This window comes from Pseudomonas sp. FG36, from assembly GCF_057809275.1.
On sequence record NZ_JBMDJQ010000027.1, the window covers coordinates 23,546 to 46,284 of the forward strand.

The following is a 22,739-nucleotide window of genomic DNA, read 5'->3' on the forward strand; positions in this document are numbered from 1 at the left end:
AAAGGATAATGCCAGCGTTGTTCCGCCTGTTTTCCGAGGGTATTTCCCGTTATGTGGTATTACGGTCTGCTCGACTTGTCGGCCTGGCAACTGGTCGCCGTCACCCTGCTGATGACCCATGTGACCATCGTCAGCGTCACTATCTACCTGCACCGCTACTCGGCCCACCGCGCCCTGGAGCTGAACGCGGGCCTCAAGCATTTCTTCCGTTTCTGGCTGTGGCTCACCACGGCGCAGAACACCCGCGAGTGGACCGCCATCCACCGCAAGCACCACGCCAAGTGCGAAACCCCCGACGACCCGCACAGCCCGGTGCACAAGGGCCTGGGTACCGTGCTGCGCAAGGGCGCCGAGCTGTACCGGGAAGAAGCGCGCAACGAGGAGACGCTGCGCATCTACGGCAAGAACTGCCCGGACGACTGGATCGAGCGCAACCTCTACACCCGCTACAAGCTCGGCGGCATCGCGCTGATGGCAGTCATCGACCTGCTGCTGTTCGGCACCATCGGCATCACCATCTGGGCGATCCAGATGATGTGGATCCCGTTCTGGGCCGCCGGCGTTGTCAACGGCCTGGGCCATGCCGTGGGCTATCGCAACTTTGAATGCCGCGACGCCGCCACCAACCTGGTGCCGTGGGGCATCATCATTGGCGGCGAGGAGCTGCACAATAACCACCACACCTATCCCAACTCGGCGAAGCTCTCGGTACGCCGCTGGGAATTCGACATGGGCTGGATGTGGATCCGCCTGCTGAGCCTGCTGCGCCTGGCCAAGGTGCAACGCGTGGCGCCCATTGCCCACCGGGTGGAGGGCAAGGCATCGCTGGACATGGACACCGCCATGGCCATCCTCAACAACCGCTTCCAGATCATGGCCCAGTACCGCAAGCTGGTGATCGGCCCGCTGGTCAAGCAGGAGCTGGACAAGGTCGATACTTCGGTACGCCACCGCTTCCGCCGTGCCAAGCGCCTGCTCTCGCGGGAAACCAGCCTGCTGCAGGATCGCCACCACGTGCGCATCGAGTCGCTGCTGGCCCACAGCCAGGCACTCAAGACCATCTACGAAAAGCGCCTGGCGCTGCAGCAGATCTGGGCGCGCACCAGCGCCAACGGCCACGACATGCTCGCCGCCATGAAGGACTGGGTACACGAGGCCGAGGCCAGTGGCATCCAGTCGCTGCGTGACTTCGCCGCCCAGCTCAAGACCTACTCGCTGCGCCCCAACGGCGCCTGAGCACCGTTGATCGGCATGCCCCGCAGTGGGGCGTGCCGACCGGAACTTCCCCCCCTGCAATCGACTCAAATCCGGCATATCGCCCGCGTGGCGGGCCGGACCGTGGCCGCACGCCCATCGTCGAGAACCGTTCCGTGCTCATGGCCAAAGATCTCCCACCCACCTCTACCGGCACCCCGCGCCCCGAAGCTGCTCAAACCCTGCTCGCCCTGTTGCACGCTCAAGGCGAAGTGGCCCGCCTGAGCGAACGCGAGCAGCTGTACAGCTCGCTGCTCGACAGCGTCAACGCCGTGCTCTGGGCCTTCGACTGGGAAACCCGCCAGGTGCTCTACGTCAGCCCCGCCTACGAACGCATCTTCGGCCGTCCGGCCAGCCTGGTGCTGGCCGACTACAACGAATGGCGCGACGCCATCTACCCGGACGACCTGGAGTACGCCGAGCGCAGCCTGGCCCAGGTGCTGGTCAAGGGTACCGTCGAGGACCGCGAGTACCGCATCCTCAACGCCGCCGGCGAGGTGCGCTGGCTCAGCGACAAGTGCTATATCAACCAGCAGCGCGAGGGTGACCAGCGGGTGATCATCGTCGGTATCGCCGAGGACATCACCGAGAAAAAGCAGCTCGAAGGTGAGTTGCAGCGTCTAGCCACCACCGATGTGCTCACGCAGAGCAGCAACCGCAGGCATTTCTTCGAGTGCGCTCAGCAGGCCTTCGACAGCGCCCGCGAGGACGGCACGCCGATGGCCTTCCTGCTGCTGGACATCGACGATTTCAAGCACATCAACGACAGCTATGGTCACCAGGAAGGTGACCAGGTACTGCAACGCATCGCCGACAGCGGCAAGGCCGTGCTACGTCGGGGCGATCAGTTCGGGCGCATAGGGGGAGAGGAATTCGCCGCCGTGTTCCCCGGCTGCACCGCGCAGGTGGCCGAACAGATTGCCGAGCGGTTGCAGCGGGAAATCCAGCGGTTGAGTTTCAGCCATGGAGAGCAGACCTACGGAGTTACCGTAAGCCAGGGGCTGACCGGGCTGCAAGATGAGGATGAAACGCTCGACAACCTGTTCGCCCGGGCGGATGCGGCCATGTACCGTGCCAAGCGCCAGGGCAAGAACCAGATCGTGAAAGGCTGAAGCGGGTCACTTCGCGGCGGCGGCACTCCATTCATAATCGATCGGCCCGCTACGTGGCCCAGCCAGTATCCCCTCAGGCTCTTTCTCCAGACCTTCCTTGAAGCCAACTTCGAGAAAATGTCGTTGCTGATCGGTGATTTCACCCGCCAGAGCAATAGCCTGGGCTGTGTAGCGCTTGATCAGTGCAGCCCTCTTGGAATCTTTCGAATAGCTCACAGGCACCTCCGAGATGTGGAAAGTACGTTGCGGGCTCATTGCCGCAACGGATATCACGAGACTTCCGCCCGGATCGCGAGCGAAGCCAAGCGACTGGTACAGGGGCTCGGCCCCCGGGTCCGGCTGTTGAACCTCAATTCGCGAGTACTTGAGCATCCTTGCGTACTCTGCAACCGCCAACAACGACAGTGACGCCACCAGCCCCCTCAATGGGTTCTCCGGGCCCGGCTTGCCCTCCAGCAGGATGATCTTGATGCAGCGCCTGCTTCGCCGGGGGCTGGCATAGCAGAGCCCACAGAGCTCTCGCGCAGACCACAACGACAGGTCGAAGCCTTTGAGGTCGAAGTCCGTCCATCGCGGCACCTCCTCCCAAGGAAAGTGGTGGGTCTGCTCGCCTCAGCCCTGAAAAGCCTCGAAAGCCCTGTGACCAATAGGTTCAAAACATACCTTGTCGACGTCAAGCCCAGGTCTGGGCGCACGTTGGCTCTCGCAGAATGCTTCCTGGGCCAGCTTTCGCGCTTGCGATCGAAAGACCTGATAGCGCAGACCACGGTGTCTGTACGTACTCATCTTCAACCGCAACCTTCCTGCCATTCCGTTGTTGGAGTGGAGGGAAAGCTACGCCTGAAGGACTTCTCTGGATACGAACAACCGTCCGCAATATCTGTAGGAATGCTCCCAAGCCTGATGCAATCCCGGCGGCGCGCTGATCAAGCCTGGCGCTCCTCATCTTCGGCCGGGCCTGCATCAGTAGCCGGCGCAATAACCGGCGCAACCTCCGGCTCGCTCGCAGCAGCTTCCGCCACCAGACGCTCGGCCTCCTCCCGTGCCAGCGCCTCCGGATCCACCTTGCGCAGCCGCGACAACTCTGGCAACCCCAGCTTGAGCAACCGCGCCGTCTTGCTGCTGGCGATCTTCTCCAGCCCCTCGCTGGGCCTGAGTCGCGACAGTTGTCCGGCCAGGTTCATTGCCAGGATCTCCCGGGAGTAGACGCCGCCACCCAGTTGATACACCGCGGCGATCAGCTCGCGCAGGTCGAGCGGCAAGCGCCAGCGGGTGCGCAGGGCCGAGCCGAACGGTGCGCCGAACTCGTTGAGCGACAACTCCACCTGGTCCTCGTCCAGCTCGCCACCGGCCAGTCGCCACTCCTGCAAGGTGCGCAGTACCGCCAGGTCGCCCAGGCAATGCAACAAACCCGCGCAGTAGCAGCGCCCTTCGTCCACTTCGAGCATGCGCGCCAAGGTGCGTGCATAGTCGGCGGCATGCAGCGAAAGGTTCCAGTAGTGCGCGGCATGCCGCGCTAACAGAGGGTCACTCAACCTCGCGCTGCGCTTGAGCGTGAGCCCGAGGATCAGGTTCATGCTCTGGGTGCTGCCAAGCTTGTTCAGCGCCTGCAGCAAGGTCTGCACCGGCGCTTCGCGGTGCAGGGCGGCGCTGTTGGCGGCAGCGATGAGCACGCCGGTGATCTGCGGATCGTTGCGTACCTCTTCCTCGAGCACCTTGAGGTTGAGGCCATGGGGGTTGAGGGCACGCTTGATCGCCACCTGCACATCGGCGAACAGCGGGCCGCCATCGGCGGTGGCGCGGCGTTGCTCGAGGTAGGCCGGCAGTTGTACGCCGGGCTGCAGCGGCGGCACCGGGCAGGCAATCTGCTCGCCCACCTCCAGCAGCAGGTTTTCCAGGCGCTTGCGCAGGTTGTCCAGGTCGAGCGGCTTGCTGAGGTACGCAGTGGGCTGCAGTGGCACGGCCTCGCGCACGCTGGCGCTGTCAGTGCGATCGCTCATGAGGATAAATGGCAATCCAGGCCTGTCGCCCTTGGCGCGCACCTTGCGCAACAGGTCGAGGCCATCGAGGCCGGCGAGTTCGCGGGCGGCAATGATCAGGTCAGGCTTGCTCGCCAGCGCGCTCAGCGCCTGCGAGCCATCGGCGCAAACCTGCAAGCGCGCATCGCAGCGCACGCTGAGCAGCATTTCGCTAAGCATGTCGCGTACCCAGGGGTCACCCTCGGCAATCAGCACGCAAGGGGGTAGGGGGTCGGCAGCGCTCATGAGCGAGTCTCCAGAAAATGACGCGCGATCCATCGCAGCTTCCACGGATTCCTCGTACAACCTTAGCGCCTGATGCCTACGAACGGCACAAAAAAACCCGCCGAGGCGGGTTTTTTTCTGAAACGTGTCACATATTTCAGGCCAGTTCGGCGAAGCACTCTTCGATGATGGCCAGGCCCTTGTCCAGCAGGGCGTCTTCGGCGGTCAGCGGTACGAGGATACGCAGGACGTTACCGTAGGTGCCGCAGGACAGTAGGATCAGGCCTTTGTCACGCGCCTTGGCGACCACCTGGGCAACAGCGGCGGCGTTCGGGGTGTGGGTGCCTTTCTCGAAGACTTCCACGGCAATCATCGAGCCCAGGCCACGGACATCGCCAATGATCGAGTGCTTCTTCTGGATTTCACGCAGGCCGGCGGTCAGGCGCTCGCCAACGGCCTTGCTGCGATCCAGCAGCTTCTCTTCCTCGAACACTTCGATCACCGCCAAGGCTGCGGCGCAAGCGATCGGCGAGCCGGCGTAGGTGCCGCCCAGGCCGCCCGGGGCGATGGCGTCCATGTACTCGGCCTTGCCGCACACACCGGCCAGCGGGAAGCCGCCGGCGATGGACTTGGCGAAGGTGGTCAGGTCAGGCGCGACGCCCATCTGCTCCATGGCGAAGAAGGTGCCGGTACGGCCAGCGCCGGTCTGCACTTCGTCAGCGATCAGCAGGATGCCGTGCTGGTCGCACAGGGCGCGCAGGCGCTGCATCAGTTCTTTCGGCGCAGGCAGGAAACCGCCTTCGCCTTGCACCGGCTCGAGGATGATCGCGGCGATGTCACGCGGCTCGGCGTCGTTCTTGAAGATGCGCTCGACCGAGGCGATGGCGTCGTCAACGCTGACACCGTGCAGTTCGCTCGGGAACAGGGCGCGGAAGATGCCGCCTGGCATCAGGCCCATGCCGGCGGAATACGGCACGACCTTGCCGGTCAGGCCCAGGGTCATCATGGTGCGGCCGTGGTAGCCGCCGGTGAAGGCGATCACGCCGGCACGGCCGGTGGCGGCACGGGCGATCTTCACGGCGTTTTCAACGGCTTCGGAGCCGGTGGTGACCAGCAGGGTCTTCTTGTCAAAGTTGCCTGGTACCAGCTTGTTGATCTTCTCGCACAGCTCGACGTAAGGCTCGTAGGCCAGCACCTGGAAGCAGGTGTGGCTGACCTTGGTCAGCTGCTCTTGCACGGCCGCAACCACTTTCGGGTGCAGGTGGCCGGTGTTCAGTACGGCGATGCCGCCGGCGAAGTCGATCAGTTCGCGGCCTTCAACGTCGATCACCGTCGAGTTCTTCGCGGTATCGACGAAGATCGGGTGGATCTGGCCAACGCCACGTGGGACGGCGGCGACACGACGTTGCATCAGGGATTCGTTGGTCTTGCTCATAGTGCCCTCAATTGCGCCGGTTCTGCGGCGCTTTTATTCGGGGGTGGCTGGACGCAGGCGTGCACAGTATTCGTTGATCGACTGTCACGCATGCCCTGGCCACCGGGTACCGCTATGTCAAAAAGGCCAGCGAGACGTCGCTCTCGCGCCCCGCTGGCAGAGGTAAAACCGCTTACCTGGTGATCAGACGCTGATGCACAGGTATTTGATCTCGAGGTAGTCCTCGATACCGTATTTGGAACCTTCGCGGCCCAGGCCCGAGGCCTTGATGCCACCGAACGGCGCGACTTCGTTGGAGATCAGGCCGGTGTTGATGCCGACCATGCCGTATTCCAGGGCCTCGGCGACGCGGAACACGCGGCTCATGTCACGGGCGTAGAAGTACGAGGCCAGGCCGAACTCGGTGTCGTTGGACATGGCGATGACTTCGGCCTCGTCCTTGAAGCGGAACAGCGGCGCCAGCGGGCCGAAGGTCTCTTCCTTGGCGACGGCGGCGGTTTTCGGCACGTCGACCAGGATGGTCGGCTCGAAGAAGTTGCCTTCGATGAGCTTGCCACCGGACAGCACCTTGGCGCCCTTGGCGACGGCGTCCTCGATGTGCTCCTGGACCTTGGCGACAGCCTTGCCGTCGATCAGCGGGCCAGTGGTGGTGCCTTCTTCCAGACCGTTACCGATCTTCAGCTTGGCCACGGCGGCTTTGAGCTTCTCGGCGAAGGCGTCGTAGACACCGTCCTGCACGTAGATACGGTTGGCGCAGACGCAGGTCTGGCCGTTGTTGCGGTACTTGGAGATGATCGCGCCCTCGACCGCCTTGTCCAGGTCGGCGTCGTCGAACACGATGAACGGCGCGTTGCCGCCCAGCTCCAGGGAAACTTTCTTGATGTCCTTGGCGCACTCTTCCATCAGCTGGCGACCGATTTCGGTCGAGCCGGTGAACGACAGCTTGCGCACCAGGGAGTTGCCGGTCAGCTCGGAGCCGACTTCGCCGGCGCTGCCGGTAATGACGCTCAGCACGCCAGCCGGGATGCCGGCACGGGTGGCCAGCTCGACCAGGGCCAGGGCGGAGTACGGGGTCTGCGAAGCGGGCTTGAGCACCATGGTGCAACCGGCGGCCAGGGCCGGGCCGGCTTTACGGGTGATCATCGCGGCCGGGAAGTTCCACGGGGTGATGGCGGCGGTGACACCGATCGGCTGCTTGATGACGATCAGGCGCTTGTCCGGTTGGTGGCCAGGGATGACGTCACCGTAGACGCGCTTGGCTTCTTCGGCGAACCACTCGATGAACGAGGCGGCATAGGCGATCTCGCCCTTGGCTTCGGCCAGCGGCTTGCCCTGCTCGGTGGTCATCAGGCGAGCCAGGTCGTCCTGGTGCTCGATCATCAGCTCGAACCAGCGGCGCAGCTTGCCGGCACGCTCCTTGGCGGTCAGTGCGCGCCAGGCCGGCAGCGCCTTGTCGGCGGCCTCGATGGCGCGGCGGGTCTCGGCGGCGCCCATCTTCGGCACGCTGCCGATGACTTCACCGGTGGCCGGGTTGGTCACCTTGATGGTCTGACCGCTGTCCGCATCCAGCCATTCACCGTTGATGAAGGCCTGCTGGCGGAACAACTGAGCGTCTTTGAGCTGCATGTCGGCTTCCCTTTACTGCGAATTTTGATTGTTGAAAAGGCGCCCTCGATGCGGGGGCGGCCGTCAGGAATTCGTGCACCAGGGTGTTCGACGCCTGGGTGCCGAGCGTTTGAAATCTCAAACGGAATGCTAAGCGGGCGCTGGGGGGTTGGACAATAGGCTGTTCGAAAAAAAGAACGAGTGGTCGGAATTCAGATCAGTGGAAATGCATCGCGGGGCAAGTCGTATCGGTGCGCCGATGGGACTTGACCCGCGATAGGGCCTTGGGAGGTTAGTCCATCAGAACGCCTTGTCGAGTTCGATCACCAGCGCCCGGTAGCCCACGCTGCCCGGCTGGCGACTGTGCACTTTCAGCTCCACCGCCACCTCCTGGGTGCCGCGACGCACTTCATTGAGCACACTGGTTGTCAGCTTCTGGGGCGTGAGGAAGTTCACCGAAGCCGAATAGATGAACTGGGTATCGGTATCGGCCCGATACGCCACCACCGAGGTGATCGGGCTGTACCACTCGTCACCACGCTCCTTGCCGTACTGCCAGACCTGCTCGACCGTGCCCTTGGCCTCGTCGATCTTGTATTCCACCGCCCGGCTGTAGTTGCCTGCCAGCTTGGTCGGGCCGAAGTCCCGGCCCCAGCCGTTGTCGAACACGGTCAGCGTGCCGCGCCCGGTCAGCCAGGCGGTGTGCTGGGTCCAGGACCACTCGAAGCCCTCGCCCACGGGCTTGAGCACCTTGTCCTGCAGGCGCGCCGGCCAGCCCTGGGGCGCGGCAAGAACCCACTTCACCTGCTTGTCGCGACCGATCTTTACCACGCCCTGGTGCCGTGCTGAAACGATGATGCTGTCGTCATCGGCGTCGTAGTCGATGGCGTTGACGTGGGCCCAGTTGCGTCCGGTACCGACGCCGGGAGTGTCGCCGAACGGCAGGTCGCCCTCGGCCAGCTCGTTGGCCAGCCGCTCGTCCTGTTTCTGCACGCCGTTCGGCAGCTGGATCGCGGCCTTGCCCAGGGTTTCCAGCAGCTCGCCGCGGTACGGGTCGAGGATCTGGTTCAGGTCCCAGAAGTCGAGCACGTCGCCGGCCTCGTTGACCTCGATGATATGGTCGCGGATCGAGCGCACACGCTTGCCATCCGGGCGGCGGTAGTCGCTGGTGCCGACCCGCAACAGGTAGGTGCCGTTGGGCGTCTCGCGGATCTCGTGGGAGAAGTCGGCGAACTTGTCCGGCAGGTTGCGCTGCCAGATACGCCGGCCAAGCAGGTCGTACTTGGAGTAGGTCTGGCCCTGGCCCCAGATCAGCTTGCCGTCGCGGGTCTGGTGGAAGCCCATGGTTCCGCCCAGGCCGTCGCGATGGTTGGAATCGTGGATCTGCTCGATATCTATGTACCAGCGCACATCGCCGTTGCTGTCGGCGATCCAGTTGTTGCCCACCGAGTCCCACTCGGCGGCGCCGCCCAGGCCGTTCCACTTGAAGGCACGCCCGCCGGGGATCTCGGCCAGCAGGTGGTTGAACAGGTACAGCCGCTGCTCGAAACCGGGCGCGACCTTGACCGGCTCGACCTCGGGCAGCGCCGCCGTCTGCTTCGCCACCACCGGCAGGCGCACTGCCGGTGCGTAGATCTCGTAACGCTCGCGGATGCGTTCGCCATCGAGCTTGTAGCTCACCTCGATCTGGTTGACGTGGTCGGGGTACAGGCCGAACACCGGAATGCCGCCGTAGGTCCACAGCGAGCGGTCGGACACGTCGTAGACAATATCGATACCGCGCTCGCCGCGTCCCAGCACCCGCACATGGGCGGCGCTCAGGGTGCGCCCGCCATCACGGATGATCGCGGTCAACGGCGCCAGACGGTATGGGTTGACCACCACGTCGCCGAGCAGGGCTTCGTCGCGGTCGGGCACCTTGGCGGTGAGGCAGGCGCCTTCAGGCAGGTCGTGGGGTTGGGTCTTGGCGTTCATGGCAAAGCTCCTTGTGCTCAGAAGTCGTAACGGGCGGTGGCGCCCACGGTGCGCGGGGTGCCCAGCACGCCGGCATAGCCGCCGTTGGCGGAGTTCCACAGGCTGGTGAAGTAGGTCTTGTCGCCGGCGTTCTTCACCCACAGCGACAGGTCGAGCACGCCGTCGCCCTGGTCCAGGCGCACGCCAGTGGACAGGTTGACGATGGCGTAGCTGGGGATCTGGCCGTAGTCGGAATCGTCGATGGTGCCGACTGCCCTGGAGCGGAAGGCGTAGCTGGCGGTGACGTAGGGCTCGATACGCTCGGTCAGCTGCCACTTGTACTGGCCGTTGAGGTTGGCGATGTACTTGGAGGCGCCGACCACCTGGTGACCGGACAGATCGCAAGTGGCGGCGGCATTGGCCAGGCTCACCTCCGGCGGGCACGGTGCGTCGTCGTACTCGGTGTAGCGCACGTCGTTCCACGAGCCATTGAAATTCACGGTCAGCCCGCGGACCGGCAGGGCCGTGGCTTCGAACTCCAGGCCCCGCGAGCGCACGCTGCCGGCGTTGGCCAGGTACTGCACGCGGTTGGCCTCGTCATAGACGTTGGCCTGGTAGCCGTGCACTTCGGTCCAGAACAGGTTGGTGTTGAGCTGCAGGCGGTTGTCCAGCAGCGTGCTCTTGATGCCGAGTTCGGCGTTGTTGGCGCGTTCGGTACCCACCAGCAGCGAGTCTGTGCCCAGCCTTGGCGCGGCGCCGATGGTGAGGTTGACGCCACCGGACTTCTCGCCGTGGGACAGGCTGGCATAGCCCAGCACCGCGTCGCTGAAGCGGTAGCTCAGGCTGAGCAGCCCGGAAGGGGCGAAGCTGTACTGGTTGAGGTCACCTGAATCGTAGGCGCCCACCCTGCCCTGGCGAGCCGCGGCCGCCGCACCGGTGACGGCCGCGCCGCCGGACGGGGCGTCGCGGGTCACCCAGGCGCTTTTCTCCTCGTAGGTGCCACGCACCCCGGCGGTGAAGTCCAGGCGCTCGGTCAGGTGCCAGGTGCCCTGGGCGAACAACGCGTAGCTGTCGGTATCGATATGACCGTTGCCGATTGTGGTGACGTTGGCCAGGGCGCCAGCCGGGGTCAGGTTCCAGATGTCGGCTTGCGGTCCGTTGTAGGTAAACGATTTGTTGTCCAGGTCCTGCTTGAAGTAGTAGGCCCCGAGTACATAGTCGAAGAAGCCGCCGGTGGGCGAAGCCAGGCGGATTTCCTGGGAGTACTGCTTGTCACGGACCGAAACCCCGGCGCTGTGGAACACCGGCACGTTGAGGCCGTCGTCGTTGCGCGGCGTGAAGTCCCACCAGCGGTAGGCGGTGATCGAGGTGAGGGTGAAGTCGTTGGGCAGGGTCCAGTTGGCTTCCACCGAAGTACCGCCCTGGAACACCTTGACCATCTGGTCGGCGTCGAAGTTGACCTTGCGATCCTTGCCCGACACCAGGGTGGCGCCGGCCTGGGCGGCCAGGCTCTCGTAACGGTTCACGCCGTTGATGGTCGGCCCGGTGCTGTACAGGCTGAGGATGCCGTTGTCGGAGTTTTCTTCGTTGTATTCGCCGATCCAGCGCAGATTGAAGGTTTCGCTAGGCTTGAACAGCAACTGGGTGCGGAAGCCCTGGCGCTTGCCGCCGTTGAGATCGTGGCCGTTGTAGACGTTCTTCACATAGCCGTCGTCCTCGGTGTGATAAGCGCTGATGCGCCCGGCGAGGGTGTCGGTCAAAGGGCCGGAGAAACTGCCCTGGGTCTGCCAGTAGCCATCCTCGCCCAGCGATGACTGCACGCTGCCCTCCTGGTGGAAGGTCGGCTTGCGGGTGGTGATGTTGAGCACCCCGGCGGTGGTGTTCTTGCCGAACAGCGTCCCCTGCGGGCCGCGCAGCACTTCCAGTTGCTCGACATCGAGCAGGTCGAACACCGCCATGCCCGGGCGGCCGAGGTAGACGTTGTCGAGGTAGATCCCGACGCTGCCTTCCAGGCCATCGCTGGCCGGGTTGTTGCCCAGGCCGCGAATGGAGATGCTCGATTGGCGGGCGTGCACATAGGCGACGTTGGTGCTCGGCACCAGTTGCTGCAAATCCTGCACGCGATAGATGCGCTGGGTCTCGAGGGTTTCGCTGCCCAGCACGCTAATCGGCGTGGGCACGCTCTGCGCGGTCTCTTCGCGTCGCCGGGCATTGACGGTGACGGTGCCGAGCTGGGCTTCCTGCGTCACCGCTGGGGCGGCGTTGGGCTCATCGGCAAAGCTGCTGCCGGAAGCGGCCAGCAGCACTCCAGCCGCCAGGGGTTGCAGGGCGAACAACGAGGCGCGCGCGGGCCAACGGGAAAGTCGGGACATGCAGATGCTCCTTGAGGCAAGGGCCCAGGCGAGCATTTCCGTTGGCGGAACCGAATCGCGGTCAGGCTGGCTTATATTCTTTTAAGAGATATAAATATTTGTAATTCATATTTTGTGGAATAAGAGACTCCCTTTATAAGGTTCCCAACCCTTCCCAGCAATTGCATTCCACCGAAAGTTTCCATGTAGAAAATGCATATCGACCTGCGCCAGCTCCGCCACTTCATCGCCCTTGTCGAGCACCGCAGCTTCGTCGCCGCGGCGGCTGCGGTGAACCTTTCGCAATCGGCTTTCAGCCGCAGCATCCAGACGCTGGAGCACAACGTCGGCTGCCGCCTGGTCGACCGCGCCAGCAAGGAACTGGCGCCGACCCGCCAGGGCCTGCTGGTGCTGGAGCATTCGCGGCGCCTGGTGCATGGGGCGCACAATCTGGTCAACGAGATCAACCAGTTCAACGGCGCCACCACCGGCGTGGTGCGCTTTGGCTCGGGGCCGGCGCCCGCTGGCGGGCTGGTGCCGCGGGCGGTTGCACGCTTCGTCGCCGAGTACCCGGCGGCGCGCACCTGCTTCCAGGTGGACAATTGGCAGGCCTTGAACCGCCGGCTGATCGCCGAGGAGATCGAGTTCTTCGTCGCCGACACCCGCCAGTTCGAAGCCGACCCGGATTACCAGGTGCACAAGCTCCCCCCACAACGCTGGCATTTCTGTTGCCGCGCCGGGCATCCGCTGACCGAGCGTGGCGAAGTGCGGGCGCAGGACCTGTTCGACTATCCGCTGGCGACCACCTTCCGCCCGCCGAACATCCGCAAGATCCTCAGCGACCTCAGTGGGCGCCAGGACTTCCTGCCCAGCGTGGAATGCGAGCATGGCTATGCGCTGCTCAATGTGGTGCTGCACTCGGACACCATCGGCATTGCCTGCAGCGCAAACCTGCGGCCGTATGAAGGGCTGGTGGCGCTCAAGCTGGCGGACCTGGCACCGGAACAGGAAGAGGCGTTCTACACCCGCTATGGGGTGGTGAGCCGGGTGGGGTATGGCTTGTCGGCGCTGGCGCAGGGATTGGTGAGGCAGTTGGTGGCCTGTGACGCCGAGTTGTAGCAAACAGGGGCCGCTTTGCGGCCCCAACGGTCTCAGCCCTTGCGCGTGGTCCGGCTCAGTTGCCCATCCACCCCCACCGGCACCTCGCCAGCCAGGGTCACGCGGCGCACGATGCGCGGCTGCGTACCGTAGTCATCCACCGCATAGTGCTGCGTTGCGCGGTTGTCCCAGATCGCCACGTCCCCGGCCTGCCAGCGCCAGCGCACGGTGTTTTCCAGGCGTGTCACATGCCCCTGCAGTACCGCGAACAGATGCTGCGAGTCGGCCAGCGAATAGCCCTTGATGCGTTTGACGAAATGCCCCAGTTGCAGCACGCGCTCGCCACTGACCGGATGCACGCGCACCACCGGGTGCTCGGTCTCGTACACCGTCGAAGTGAACACCTTGCGGTAGCGCTCCAGCTTGGCCGGGTCGACATCCGGTTTCACGCTGGCGTAGTCGTACTCGTTGCTATGCACCGCCCACAGCTGGTCGGCCAGCGCACGCAGCGGTTCGGGCAATTCCTGGTAGGCCGCAGCGGTGTTGGCCCACACCGTGTCGCCACCGGAGGCCGGGGCCACCACGCTGCGCAGGATCGAGGCCTTGGGGTAGGCATCGACGAAGGTCACGTCGGTGTGCCAGGAGTTGGCCCGCTGCCCCTCGGCGCCATCGAGCTGGAGCAGGTAACTGGTGCCGTCGACCACAGGCACCGTGGGGTGGGCGATCGGCTCACCCAGCAGTTGGGCGAAGGCCTCCTGGCCGATGTCATCGAGGTGGTCCTGGCCACGGAAGAAGATCACCTTGTGCTGCACCAGCGCCGCCTGGATGGCATCGATAGTGGCCGGATCAAGGTCGGCGGACAGCTTGATGCCGCGAATCTCGGCGCCGATGCGCCCGGCAACGGGGTGAATATCGAGTTCGAGGGTTTGCGGCGCGGTGGCCAGTGCGGCGTTGCTCATGGTCGTGCTCCTCAGGGTTGTTGTCGGGTCAGCGGGCGGCCTGGACGGCCTGGTCCTGTTGCAGGGCGTGATCGATGAAGCGTGGTTCGACCCAGTCGGCCACCTGGAAACCACGGCGGATCAGGCGCTCCTTGGCGGCCAGGTCGACGCCCTGTTGCAGCAGGCCGACGAAGCCAGCGTCCAGGCGTGGGTCGAAGTACTCGGCAAGGTTTTCCTCGGCCAGGTCGTCGCGCAGGATCGACTTCGGCCAGTTGGCGGTATTGGCCACGAGGTCCACATAGGCCTCGCGGTTACGCTCGTCGCGCAGCCACTTCGCCGCCTGTTCCTGGGCATTGACCAGGCGCTGCACCAGGTCAGGGTGCTGGCGAATGAACGCGCCTGTGCCGAGCAGCACCGCTTGAGTACTGCCGGCCCCTTGCAGGTTGCGTGAGTTGACCGGCAACTCGACCAAGCCCCGCTCGCGCAGCGACAGCAGGTTGGACAGACCCCAGGTGGCGTCGATCTGCTTGGCGGCCAGGGCGGCATTGGCGGCGTTGAAGTCGAGGTTGATCACTTTCAGTTCACGCTCGGACAGCCCCTGGCTGGCCAGGGCACTGGCGAACGACAGCTGGTTGGCGGTACCGCGGAACACTGCCACGCGCTTGCCCTTGAGATCCTGCAGGCTGTGGATGCCCGAGCCCGGCACCACGCCGAGGTAGCTCTTCACGCCACGCACCCCAGCCGACAACACGCGGGTGTCGAGGCCGCTGGCCTTGCCGATGATCGCGGCCAGATCACCCAGGTAGGCGAAGTCCGCCTGGCCGTTGGCCAGGGCTTCGTTGACCACGGGGCCTGCGCCCTTGAAGAAGCGCCAGTCGATGCGGATGCCGTCCTTGGCAAACTCTTTCTCCAGCAGTTGCTGGTCGCGCAGCACATCCACCACGCCGCCGGCACTGGGCTTGCTGCCAGCGCTGAGATCGGGCACGGCGATACGGATCACATCCGGCTGGGCGGCATGGGCTGCCACGGGCACGGCACTCAACAAGGCGGCGAGCAACGGGCTGAGCAGGTGGCGGAAGGTGGTTTTCATGGCAAGGCTCCTTGGCAGGCTGCCACCGGCGATGGCCGGCGCTATGGGCCAGAAGCTAGGCAGGTCCGGTTAGAACCTACAAAGATCAAAACTTCATTTTTTAGTAACCAGAAGACATAACCCAGGCGCCATGCGGGCCTGCGACGGGCTTGCAGGAAACGCATGGAAAATATGAGGAAAACGCAACGAGACGGGGCTTTCGCATGCATCGGTCGCATGCTCTTATCTCTTGAATGTTACTTATGTGAAATTTTAATTCCATAAATGAATAAACAAGGAACGGTTTGGGAGATGCCCCGATGAGCGAAGTCTTGAGCGCAAGTCCGCGGCGCCTGTGGGGGCCGCTACGCGGCCCTTTCGCGACACAAGGCCGCTCCTACCTGCCGTGGATCGTGCCGTTGGCGGTGGCGGCCTTGTGGGTCGTCGCCAGCCGTCAGCACTGGATGAGCGAACAGATCCTGCCCGCCCCCGCGCTGGTCTGGCAGAGTGCGCTGGAGTTCGGCTCAGGCGAACTCTGGGGTCACCTGTGGATAAGTCTGCAGCGCCTGATCTGGGGGCTGCTGGCAGGAATCGCCAGCGGCCTGCTGCTGGGCACCTGGCTGGGCGGGTCGCGACGGGCGCAGACTCTGGTGCTGCCCACCTTCGTCGCCCTGGCGCAAATCCCGACCCTGGCCTGGATCCCGCTGTTCATGCTGTTCTTCGGCATCGGCGAGCTGCTCAAACTGGTAGTGCTGGTCAAGGCGGTGGTGGTGCCGGTCACGCTGCACACCCTGGTCGGCGTGCGCGACGCCCAACCCAAACTGCGCGAGGCCGCCGCCGTCCTGCGCCTGCCTCCTCACCTGCTGTTCCTGCGCCTGTTGCTGCCCGCCGCGCTACCGGCATTTCTCGCCGGTGTGCGACTGGCCCTGGCCACTGGCTGGACCTCGCTGCTGGCTGTGGAACTGCTGGCCTCCAGCGAAGGCATCGGCTACCTGATGGTCTGGGGGCGGCAATTGTTCATGCTCGACCTGGTGTTCCTCTGCATCCTGCTGATCGGCCTGGTCGGCGCACTGATGGATCGCGGCTTCTCGCGCCTGGAACACAGCTTGTTGCACTGGCCGCAACCGGCCACTGGTGAGCAGTTGCGCGGCCAGGTGCCACGCGGCTGGCAAAGCCTGCTGCTGCCTGCGGGGCTGTTGCTGCTGTGGCAGGCCGCCAACAGCCTTGGCTGGGTCGATGCCAACATCCTCTCTTCACCGCTGGATGTGCTGCGCAGCCTGTACGCAGGCCTGCTCGACGGTTCGTTACCCGAGGCCCTGCGTCTGAGCCTGCAACGCACCCTGACCGGTCTGTTGATCGGCGGTGGCGCGGGGTTCGCCCTGGGCTTGCTGCTGGGTCTGTCAGCCAACGCCGAGCGCCTGCTCGGCCCGAGCCTGTCGGCGTTGCGCCAGGTGGCGCTGTTCGCCTGGGTGCCGCTGCTGACCGCCTGGTTCGGCCTGGGTGAGGGCGCCAAGCTGGTGTTCGTCGCGCTGGCGGCGTTCTTCCCGCTGCTGATCGCCACTCAACGCGGCATCGCCAGCCTCCCGCCACAGCTGGGCGAGGCGGCGCAGGCCCTGCGCCTGGACCTGCCGCACCGTCTGCGCCTGCTGGTGCTGCCCGGCGCCGCTCCGGCGATCTTCGCCGGGCTGCGCCTGTCACTGATCTATGCCTGGCTCGGCACCATCGGCGCCGAGTACTTCATGCCTTCGGACGGCGGCATCGCCAGCCTGATGATCGGCGCCCAGCAATTATTCCGCATGGACCAGGTGATGGCCGCCATGGTCCTGATCGGCCTGGTCGGCGCCCTGCTCGGCCACCTCGGCCAACGCCTCGAATCGCGCGCCACGCGCTGGAGATCCGCATGAATGCCTTCATCACCCCGGCCCTGCACGCGGCCAACCAAGCTGATGCCACACCGCCGCTGGTCAGCTTCGAGAAAGTCGGCAAGACCTTCAGCGTCGATGGCCAGCCGTTCGAAGCCATTCGCGACTTCGACCTGTCGATCGAACAGGGCGAATTCATCGCCATCGTCGGCTCGTCGGGCTGCGGCAAGTCCACCTTGCTGCGCCTGTTGGTGGGGCTGGACACCGACTACAGCGGCCAGATCCGCGTCGATGGCCAGCCGGTCAACGGCATCGGCGGTGAACGCGGCATCGTGTTCCAGGAGCACCGCCTGTTTCCCTGGCTGACGGTGGCGCAGAATATCGGCCTGGGGTTGGTCAATGAAAAGCTCACCCAGGGCGAGCGCGCCCGGCGTGTCCACGAGTACGTGCAGTTGGTAGGGCTTATCGGCTTCGAGTCAGCCTATCCGCACCAGCTTTCCGGCGGCATGGCACAGCGCGTGGCCATTGCTCGCGGCTTGGTGGCCAGCCCACGGATCCTCCTGCTGGACGAGCCCTTCGGCGCCCTCGACGCCTTGACCCGTCAACAACTGCAGGACGAGCTGCTGGCTATTCGTGAACGCGCGGGGATCACCATCCTGCTGGTCACCCACGATGCCGAGGAGGCGACCTACCTGGCCGACCGCGTGGTGGTGCTGGAGCCTCGTCCCGGGCGGATCAAGGCCGTGGTGCCGATCGACCTGCCGCACCCGCGCCGGCGTACCGGCGTGGCGCTGCATGGCCTGCGGGAAAAGGTCCTGCACCAGATCACCAGCGACCAGGCTTACATAAACCCTGCTTCCGTGGGGGTGGAGGGGCTGCGCCCGGAACTCATCGCATTGTAGGCATCAAGACCATTCGGCAGCCGGGAAAAATCGCTCGAGCCACGGCACATTGCCCACTTGCTCGGCATAAGCCACTCGCTCGAACGGTTGACCACTGCGCATGTCGAAGGCAGGCGAGCCCGGGTTGCGGTTCACCTCGCGGAGCCTGAACTTGAGGAAGCGAAACTGCTCGCCCTGCACGCTGCTGATGTCGTCGATCAAGAACGTGCTACCGGGTTTGAACAACACTTCCGCCTCTTGCCAGTTCAGTGACAGCGGCGCCACCGGCCGGCCGCTGAGCTGTTGGCCACCGACCAGTTCGTACAAAACAGTGTTTTCATCGAAATGCTCCGCCACCTCGGCAAGCGGCAGATCGACAACGTCCTTGGGCAGCATGAACCGACGAGGGATATAGGGGCTTTCCGTAAAAGAGGTAAAGTCGGTCGAGACCAGTAAATCGCCCACCTTGATTGCCCCTTCCCGGTATCGTGCCCCCAGCGCGACCCGGCCCCCCCTTCCTCCGCGCCAGAGCAGCGAGGCCTGGCTGCCAGGCAATATCTCCAGAGAGTCGGCCAGCCTGTCGATGAAGTCGTCCAGCATTTCGCTGGCAAAGCCCTGCAAGCGGGTACGGTCCCCCCTGAACAGGTCGTTCACCTTGGCCATGTGACTGCTGTACTCCATGGCCAGGTCGTTATGCAACGCGCCTTCCTGCCTGAAGGTATAGAAGCGCTTGCCGCTCACTTCGACATAGTGGTGCCCGTATGCGTCGACCGGTGCCATATGCCCTCTGTACTCCGGCAAGCCGGTGCCCTCCAGCAAGCGTGCCTGGCGATCGAGCAACGCCTGTGACAGCCTCTGCCCAAGCACCTTGTCGGGCTCCATGTAGGTATTCCAGAACTGCGTCGTCAGCGCACCCGGGTCCCCCTCCGGTGCGTACAGCCGCCAGTTCCCGTCCAGACCGCGACGCACCATCAGGCTTTCGCGGATCTCGAGGTCATCCAGGTCCTTCAGCACCATCCAGCTTGACCAGGTGCTGCTGTAATGAACGGGCAACACCGACTCGCCCACCTGAATCCATCCCCGTCCTCGCCCATCGATACTGACACCTTGCAACAAGCCGCCTGTCTGGATCGGGTCATCCACAATGAGGTTGCTGTCCAGGTCGTCGAGTAGCTGTCGAACGCGTCGCGCTTCCCTCGCCGGTTGCAGGAAGGCCGCCGCGATTCCGGCGAAATGCGGTGGCTCGCGGTACTTCAGGGCCCGCATGCCCAGCCCTGTATCGATGATGGCAAAGACAACCACCAACGCATCAGCTATTGAGTCAACTATTGCCTGGCTGCGCTCGCGCTGGGTACGGGCGCGGACCGCCGTGTCGATATCCAGGGTCAGGCGGGCGGCCCCCGCGCCCAGCATGACCAGGCCGATAGGCCAGGCCATAAGCGAGAAGCTGCCAAAGACGTTGATAAACGCGCCCAGATAACCGCGCCACATCTGCTTGCGCAGGTCAGCGTTGCTGACCAGGTTGTGCAGGGCCAGGCCGAGATCGGCCTTGGCCCAAAGCATCAGAGTGTCGAACAGGTCTGGCAGGTGCAGCGCCTGCCCCTCGCCAAACGGCCATAGCGCATGCCCTGGGGAACCGCTCTGGTCGCGTACCGCCGACAGCCTCGCCTTCCGCGTATCCAGGGACATGTCAGAGTCGGCCCGTTCCACGGCGTCCAGCCAGGCCTGCGCGTCATCGGCCTGCACACGGTCGGCGGCCCAGCGGACCATTGCTTCATGATCGGCAAAGGCGCGAAGAGGGTGTTCCAGGGAAGGGGCGTAGAACACTACGCGCCCAGAGCTGTGACGCAAGGTGACCAAGTGGCCGTTGCCTACCGGAAAGTGGCACACGGCAAACTGCGCGCCATGCCCTGAGCGGGACAGTGCCGCCAGCGTCAGGGGTGTATCTGTGGCGATGCCGAGCCAATTCCGCAGATTCTGCTTGTCGACCGGCTCAAGCAGACCGACGCCGACACCGTGGTCGATCGCGGCCAGAAAACACGCGCGGGCCAGGATAGGAAAGTCCAGCCCCTCCTTGCCCCAGAAACGTTCCGCCCTGGCCCTTGTCTCGGCAGCAAAATCCAGCGCCCACAGGTAATCCATCACCGTCTTCGGCAACAGTGCCACCTCATTCTCAGCACCATACAGCCCGGCGCCAGGGCCCTGGGTGTAAAAGCCTCCGTAAGTCGCCAGGGTGTCGGAAGCACTTTGGAAGCCACCGCCGAAGCGGCGTATCAGCAGCTCGGTGAAACGCATGGATTGCCGGGGCGGACCGCTATGGCGCCAACCTGTCGTCGTGGCGGCACCGACGGCGCTATCGAACACATGCCACCAGACCTGGTCCGGGTCCAGAGGCTTGCCCGTGTGCTTGAGCAAATAGGCAGCGGCGTGTTCGTGCGCCAACCGGTAGGGATCGGGCCAGCCATCAAGATAGGCTTGAGCCTTGTCCATCAGTGCCCGCGCGTCGCCCAGCGAAGCCAGGCTGCGTGCGAAATGGTCGAGGTCGAGGGGCATGCTGAGATTCACTTGGCAGCGGGGTGGCTCTCGATTGAACCGCGCTCCGTGAGCCTTTCGGCACTATCGCAGTACCACCAGGACCAGCCCTGGCAATGCATGCTGCTGTCGTAAAGATACGATGCGCCTGCCCGGCGCAGCCCGATATCGGCCGCACCAGACTCTCGACGCAGGTGCAGGTCTGGATCACCCGGAACATGTCCGGTGTCATGGAAAAACAACCCTGTATCAAGGCCATGGACGTCACCGACACAGATGGGTATCATGCGCCCCGTTGCACTCGTAGCTCAGCTGGATAGAGTACTGCCCTCCGAAGGCAGGGGTCGTGGGTTCGAATCCCGCCGAGTGCGCCATGACTTCGGCTGCCAGCTGTGTGTTTTCACCGGTGACGGCAAAACAAAAAGCCCCGCTCAGATCAATCTGGCGGGGCTTTTGCGTTTCCGGGCCTCAGCCCTGCACGATGATCTGGCCTTGCAGGTCCCTGACCATGGTTTCAATGACCGGCTTCATTGCCTTGAATTCTTCAGGCGTGCACACCGCCTTCGGATGCTTGAACTGCATGCGCCGCTCGACCACCACGGCATTGCCATCGCGAGTGTAAAGGGCACTGTAGTCGAAGCTGCCTTCCTTCACGGTAACGGCCTTGGGCGTCGCCAGGACAGTGACTTCGGCAGGGAACTCGAAGCGTGCCTTCTCCACCGTTTCGTTGGAAATGCAGACGAAGCCCTGGGTGCGTTCGTTTTCGGCGGCAAAGCCATAGACCATCTGCGAGATACCGCCGACCAGGCTGCTCAGTGCCGGAAGCCCCACTGGGCCTGGCAGGTTCACCAGGTTCTCGGTATGACCCTCGACCTGGCTATGGAAGTGCTCCGGCGCCACCGATGGCTGGATCAGGATCTTGCCGCTGCCCCGCTGCCCGTAGGCATTGAGCACCTGCTCGACCATACGGTCGAGGTCGGCCGGTTTCATCGACTTGGCACCATAGCGGTTGACCTCGCTGGCCCAACCCTCGATCGTCGAAGCACCGGTGAAGTCCGCGGCGCCCGTGCCCTTGACCTTGAACAGCATCTCACCGACCTGCTTGCCAAACTGGGAAGCCGGGGTCTTGCCGAATTCGCCCGAGGCGGTCAGCAGCGTGGTCTTGTCCAGGTCCATCAGCGGCAGGTAGCCGGCGGCCACAGACGGGTCGGTCGAGTCCAGGTACAGGTCCAGGCTCGGTACGTAGGTCAACACATGGTTGAGCACGCCCAGCGTCGGCACCTTGGGCAGGTGGTAGGCGTTGCCAAGGTTGACCAGGGCAGGCGAGCTTTCGATGGCCGCGGCCTTGAGCAATGCCTCGAGCAGGGCGACATGGTCCTTGCAGTCGCCATAGCGGTTGTCCAGCACGCTCTGCGCCGAATGCGGAACTACCCCGCCGGCACCGACATAGACCGCCACGTAGCGGATGTTCTCACGTACCCAGTCGCTGAGCTTGAGCGCCTTGGCCCGGGCATCGGGCAGGTTCGCCGTCAACTGCTCGGCCAGTGCGGCGATGGCCGGCGTCACTTCCACGCCGGCGCGCGCCTGGTAGCTGGCGGCAAGCCCTGCGTAATCCTTGAAGGTCGACACCGCGAGGTACTGACCATAGTCCAGATAGGACACAGCGCTCGCCTCGATCCTGGCCCTGTCGGCGGGTACGAAGTCCCAGCGGTAGACCTTGCGGCCCTTGCCGGCCTTGGGCGAGGACGCCTTGAAGCCACGGGCATCAGCGTACAGCGGCAGATCCGCCGGCAGGTCGTAGATCAGCGAGAACTGCTCCACGGGGTGGAAATCCGGGCCGGTGAGGTCCTCGAAGTGGCCGGGGAACAGCGCAGTGTTGCGATGGCGCTTGTAACGCAGCACCAGGCGATCGCCGACGGCCACTTCGGGGAAGATCACCACCTTGACCCGGGAGTCCTGGAACATCGGCGCGTAGGTGGACGCCTGCTCCTGCTGCTCCTTGATCTGCGAGGCATCGACCATCACCTTGCGCCCGTCGGGCTTCTGGGTGAAGGCTTCGTCGACCTCCAGGGTTTCGTACGAGCGGTTGTAGCTCAGCGGCTGCTGGGCCTTGGCCTGGATGGCCCGCTCTTCGTTGATGCGCGAGACCGACTCGACCGCCACCTGGAAGCTGCCGTCGGTCTGCACGGTGAAGGTCTGTACGACCTTTTCCAGGGTGACAGAGTGGTCGGTGCCATCGTCCCGGGCCTGGGCGGGCGTGATGCAGGCAAGGGTGAAGGCCAGCACCCCGGCCAGGGGTGCAAGGTAAGACGTGAACATGAGGATCCTTCTCTCGTAAAACGGGTTATTACAAAAAACGCTAATGATACGCATTTTTGTCATAAAGCTGCAGGCCGCGCCGTAGAT

General features: G+C 64.2%; 15 protein-coding genes and 1 tRNA gene. 6 read left to right on the plus strand and 10 right to left on the minus strand.

All coding sequences use genetic code 11. The features are described from left to right. Positions 1 to 51 precede the first annotated feature (51 nt). Together desA and ACODS9_RS19390 are read left to right on the plus strand one after the other, a co-directional pair. On the plus strand, positions 52 to 1,236 hold the full coding sequence (gene desA, locus ACODS9_RS19385) for a delta-9 fatty acid desaturase DesA (protein WP_217867887.1): 1,185 nt from the start codon (positions 52 to 54) through the stop codon (positions 1,234 to 1,236). Positions 1,237 to 1,376: 140 nt separating this feature from the next. Next, positions 1,377 to 2,366: a GGDEF domain-containing protein gene (locus ACODS9_RS19390; RefSeq protein ID WP_046857663.1), complete on the plus strand. Its 990-nt coding sequence runs from the start codon at positions 1,377 to 1,379 to the stop codon at positions 2,364 to 2,366. A 6-nt stretch (positions 2,367 to 2,372) separates the two neighbouring features. Here ACODS9_RS19390 and ACODS9_RS19395 read toward each other — a convergent pair whose 3' ends face one another. From ACODS9_RS19395 to ACODS9_RS19420, 6 genes are all read right to left on the minus strand, one after another. Beyond that, on the minus strand, positions 2,373 to 2,945 hold the full coding sequence (locus ACODS9_RS19395; protein WP_489094526.1) for a hypothetical protein: 573 nt from the start codon (positions 2,943 to 2,945) through the stop codon (positions 2,373 to 2,375). A gap of 347 nt (positions 2,946 to 3,292) precedes the next feature. After that, positions 3,293 to 4,630 (minus strand): HDOD domain-containing protein, encoded by a 1,338-nt coding sequence (locus ACODS9_RS19400; protein WP_401107087.1) that lies wholly within the window; start codon positions 4,628 to 4,630, stop codon positions 3,293 to 3,295. A 136-nt stretch (positions 4,631 to 4,766) separates the two neighbouring features. Beyond that, a complete protein-coding gene (gabT, locus tag ACODS9_RS19405; RefSeq protein WP_094010935.1) occupies positions 4,767 to 6,044 on the minus strand; it encodes a 4-aminobutyrate--2-oxoglutarate transaminase in 1,278 nt (425 codons plus the stop codon). Between the two features lie 183 nt (positions 6,045 to 6,227). Next, the gene (gene gabD / locus ACODS9_RS19410; protein ID WP_046853707.1) at positions 6,228 to 7,670 is read right to left on the minus strand and encodes an NADP-dependent succinate-semialdehyde dehydrogenase; all 1,443 of its coding nucleotides are present in this window, start codon (positions 7,668 to 7,670) and stop codon (positions 6,228 to 6,230) included. Between the two features lie 279 nt (positions 7,671 to 7,949). Next, complete coding sequence (locus ACODS9_RS19415; RefSeq protein WP_401107081.1) at positions 7,950 to 9,623, minus strand: aryl-sulfate sulfotransferase; 1,674 nt, start codon at positions 9,621 to 9,623, stop codon at positions 7,950 to 7,952. Positions 9,624 to 9,640: 17 nt separating this feature from the next. Further along, positions 9,641 to 11,974: a TonB-dependent receptor gene (locus tag ACODS9_RS19420; RefSeq protein ID WP_489094527.1), complete on the minus strand. Its 2,334-nt coding sequence runs from the start codon at positions 11,972 to 11,974 to the stop codon at positions 9,641 to 9,643. A 192-nt stretch (positions 11,975 to 12,166) separates the two neighbouring features. Here ACODS9_RS19420 and ACODS9_RS19425 point away from each other — a divergent pair, with 192 nt between their 5' ends. Next, complete coding sequence (locus ACODS9_RS19425; protein ID WP_489094528.1) at positions 12,167 to 13,072, plus strand: LysR family transcriptional regulator; 906 nt, start codon at positions 12,167 to 12,169, stop codon at positions 13,070 to 13,072. Positions 13,073 to 13,104: 32 nt separating this feature from the next. Here the strand turns inward: ACODS9_RS19425 and ACODS9_RS19430 are convergent, their stop codons facing one another. Continuing rightward, a complete protein-coding gene (locus tag ACODS9_RS19430) occupies positions 13,105 to 14,010 on the minus strand; it encodes a TauD/TfdA dioxygenase family protein (protein WP_263159785.1) in 906 nt (301 codons plus the stop codon). Positions 14,011 to 14,038: 28 nt separating this feature from the next. After that, complete coding sequence (locus ACODS9_RS19435) at positions 14,039 to 15,079, minus strand: ABC transporter substrate-binding protein (protein WP_489094529.1); 1,041 nt, start codon at positions 15,077 to 15,079, stop codon at positions 14,039 to 14,041. A gap of 299 nt (positions 15,080 to 15,378) precedes the next feature. On the opposite strand from ACODS9_RS19435, the gene ACODS9_RS19440 reads away from it, so the two are divergent. Then, positions 15,379 to 16,962 carry an ABC transporter permease gene (locus ACODS9_RS19440; protein WP_489094530.1) on the plus strand — a complete coding sequence of 528 codons (1,584 nt, stop codon included), beginning with the start codon at positions 15,379 to 15,381 and terminating at the stop codon, positions 16,960 to 16,962. Continuing rightward, a complete protein-coding gene (locus tag ACODS9_RS19445) occupies positions 16,959 to 17,822 on the plus strand; it encodes an ABC transporter ATP-binding protein (RefSeq protein WP_489094531.1) in 864 nt (287 codons plus the stop codon). Before ACODS9_RS19440 ends, ACODS9_RS19445 begins: the two co-directional genes overlap by 4 nt. 3 nt (positions 17,823 to 17,825) lie before the next feature. Here the strand turns inward: ACODS9_RS19445 and ACODS9_RS19450 are convergent, their stop codons facing one another. Continuing rightward, positions 17,826 to 20,354: a dermonecrotic toxin domain-containing protein gene (locus ACODS9_RS19450; RefSeq protein WP_489094532.1), complete on the minus strand. Its 2,529-nt coding sequence runs from the start codon at positions 20,352 to 20,354 to the stop codon at positions 17,826 to 17,828. Positions 20,355 to 20,630: 276 nt separating this feature from the next. Between ACODS9_RS19450 and ACODS9_RS19455 the strand changes: the two genes are divergently transcribed. Continuing rightward, a tRNA-Arg gene (locus ACODS9_RS19455) sits at positions 20,631 to 20,707 on the plus strand. A gap of 94 nt (positions 20,708 to 20,801) precedes the next feature. On the opposite strand, the gene ACODS9_RS19460 is transcribed toward ACODS9_RS19455, so the two are convergent. Beyond that, positions 20,802 to 22,652 carry a DUF3857 domain-containing transglutaminase family protein gene (locus ACODS9_RS19460; RefSeq protein WP_489094533.1) on the minus strand — a complete coding sequence of 617 codons (1,851 nt, stop codon included), beginning with the start codon at positions 22,650 to 22,652 and terminating at the stop codon, positions 20,802 to 20,804. Positions 22,653 to 22,739 lie beyond the last annotated feature (87 nt).

Bases quoted from the DNA above. Each gene is read 5' to 3' on its own strand.
- ACODS9_RS19440 (WP_489094530.1), top strand. From the start codon at position 15,379: ATGAGCGAAGTCTTGAGCGCAAGTCCGCGGCGCCTGTGGGGGCCGCTA.
- desA (WP_217867887.1), top strand. From the start codon at position 52: ATGTGGTATTACGGTCTGCTCGACTTGTCGGCCTGGCAACTGGTCGCC.
- ACODS9_RS19460 (WP_489094533.1), bottom strand. From the start codon at position 22,652: ATGTTCACGTCTTACCTTGCACCCCTGGCCGGGGTGCTGGCCTTCACC.
- ACODS9_RS19435 (WP_489094529.1), bottom strand. From the start codon at position 15,079: ATGAAAACCACCTTCCGCCACCTGCTCAGCCCGTTGCTCGCCGCCTTG.
- ACODS9_RS19450 (WP_489094532.1), bottom strand. From the start codon at position 20,354: ATGCCCCTCGACCTCGACCATTTCGCACGCAGCCTGGCTTCGCTGGGC.
- gabD (WP_046853707.1), bottom strand. From the start codon at position 7,670: ATGCAGCTCAAAGACGCTCAGTTGTTCCGCCAGCAGGCCTTCATCAAC.
- ACODS9_RS19415 (WP_401107081.1), bottom strand. From the start codon at position 9,623: ATGAACGCCAAGACCCAACCCCACGACCTGCCTGAAGGCGCCTGCCTC.
- ACODS9_RS19420 (WP_489094527.1), bottom strand. From the start codon at position 11,974: ATGTCCCGACTTTCCCGTTGGCCCGCGCGCGCCTCGTTGTTCGCCCTG.
- ACODS9_RS19445 (WP_489094531.1), top strand. From the start codon at position 16,959: ATGAATGCCTTCATCACCCCGGCCCTGCACGCGGCCAACCAAGCTGAT.
- ACODS9_RS19400 (WP_401107087.1), bottom strand. From the start codon at position 4,630: ATGAGCGCTGCCGACCCCCTACCCCCTTGCGTGCTGATTGCCGAGGGT.
- ACODS9_RS19430 (WP_263159785.1), bottom strand. From the start codon at position 14,010: ATGAGCAACGCCGCACTGGCCACCGCGCCGCAAACCCTCGAACTCGAT.
- ACODS9_RS19425 (WP_489094528.1), top strand. From the start codon at position 12,167: ATGCATATCGACCTGCGCCAGCTCCGCCACTTCATCGCCCTTGTCGAG.
- ACODS9_RS19390 (WP_046857663.1), top strand. From the start codon at position 1,377: ATGGCCAAAGATCTCCCACCCACCTCTACCGGCACCCCGCGCCCCGAA.
- gabT (WP_094010935.1), bottom strand. From the start codon at position 6,044: ATGAGCAAGACCAACGAATCCCTGATGCAACGTCGTGTCGCCGCCGTC.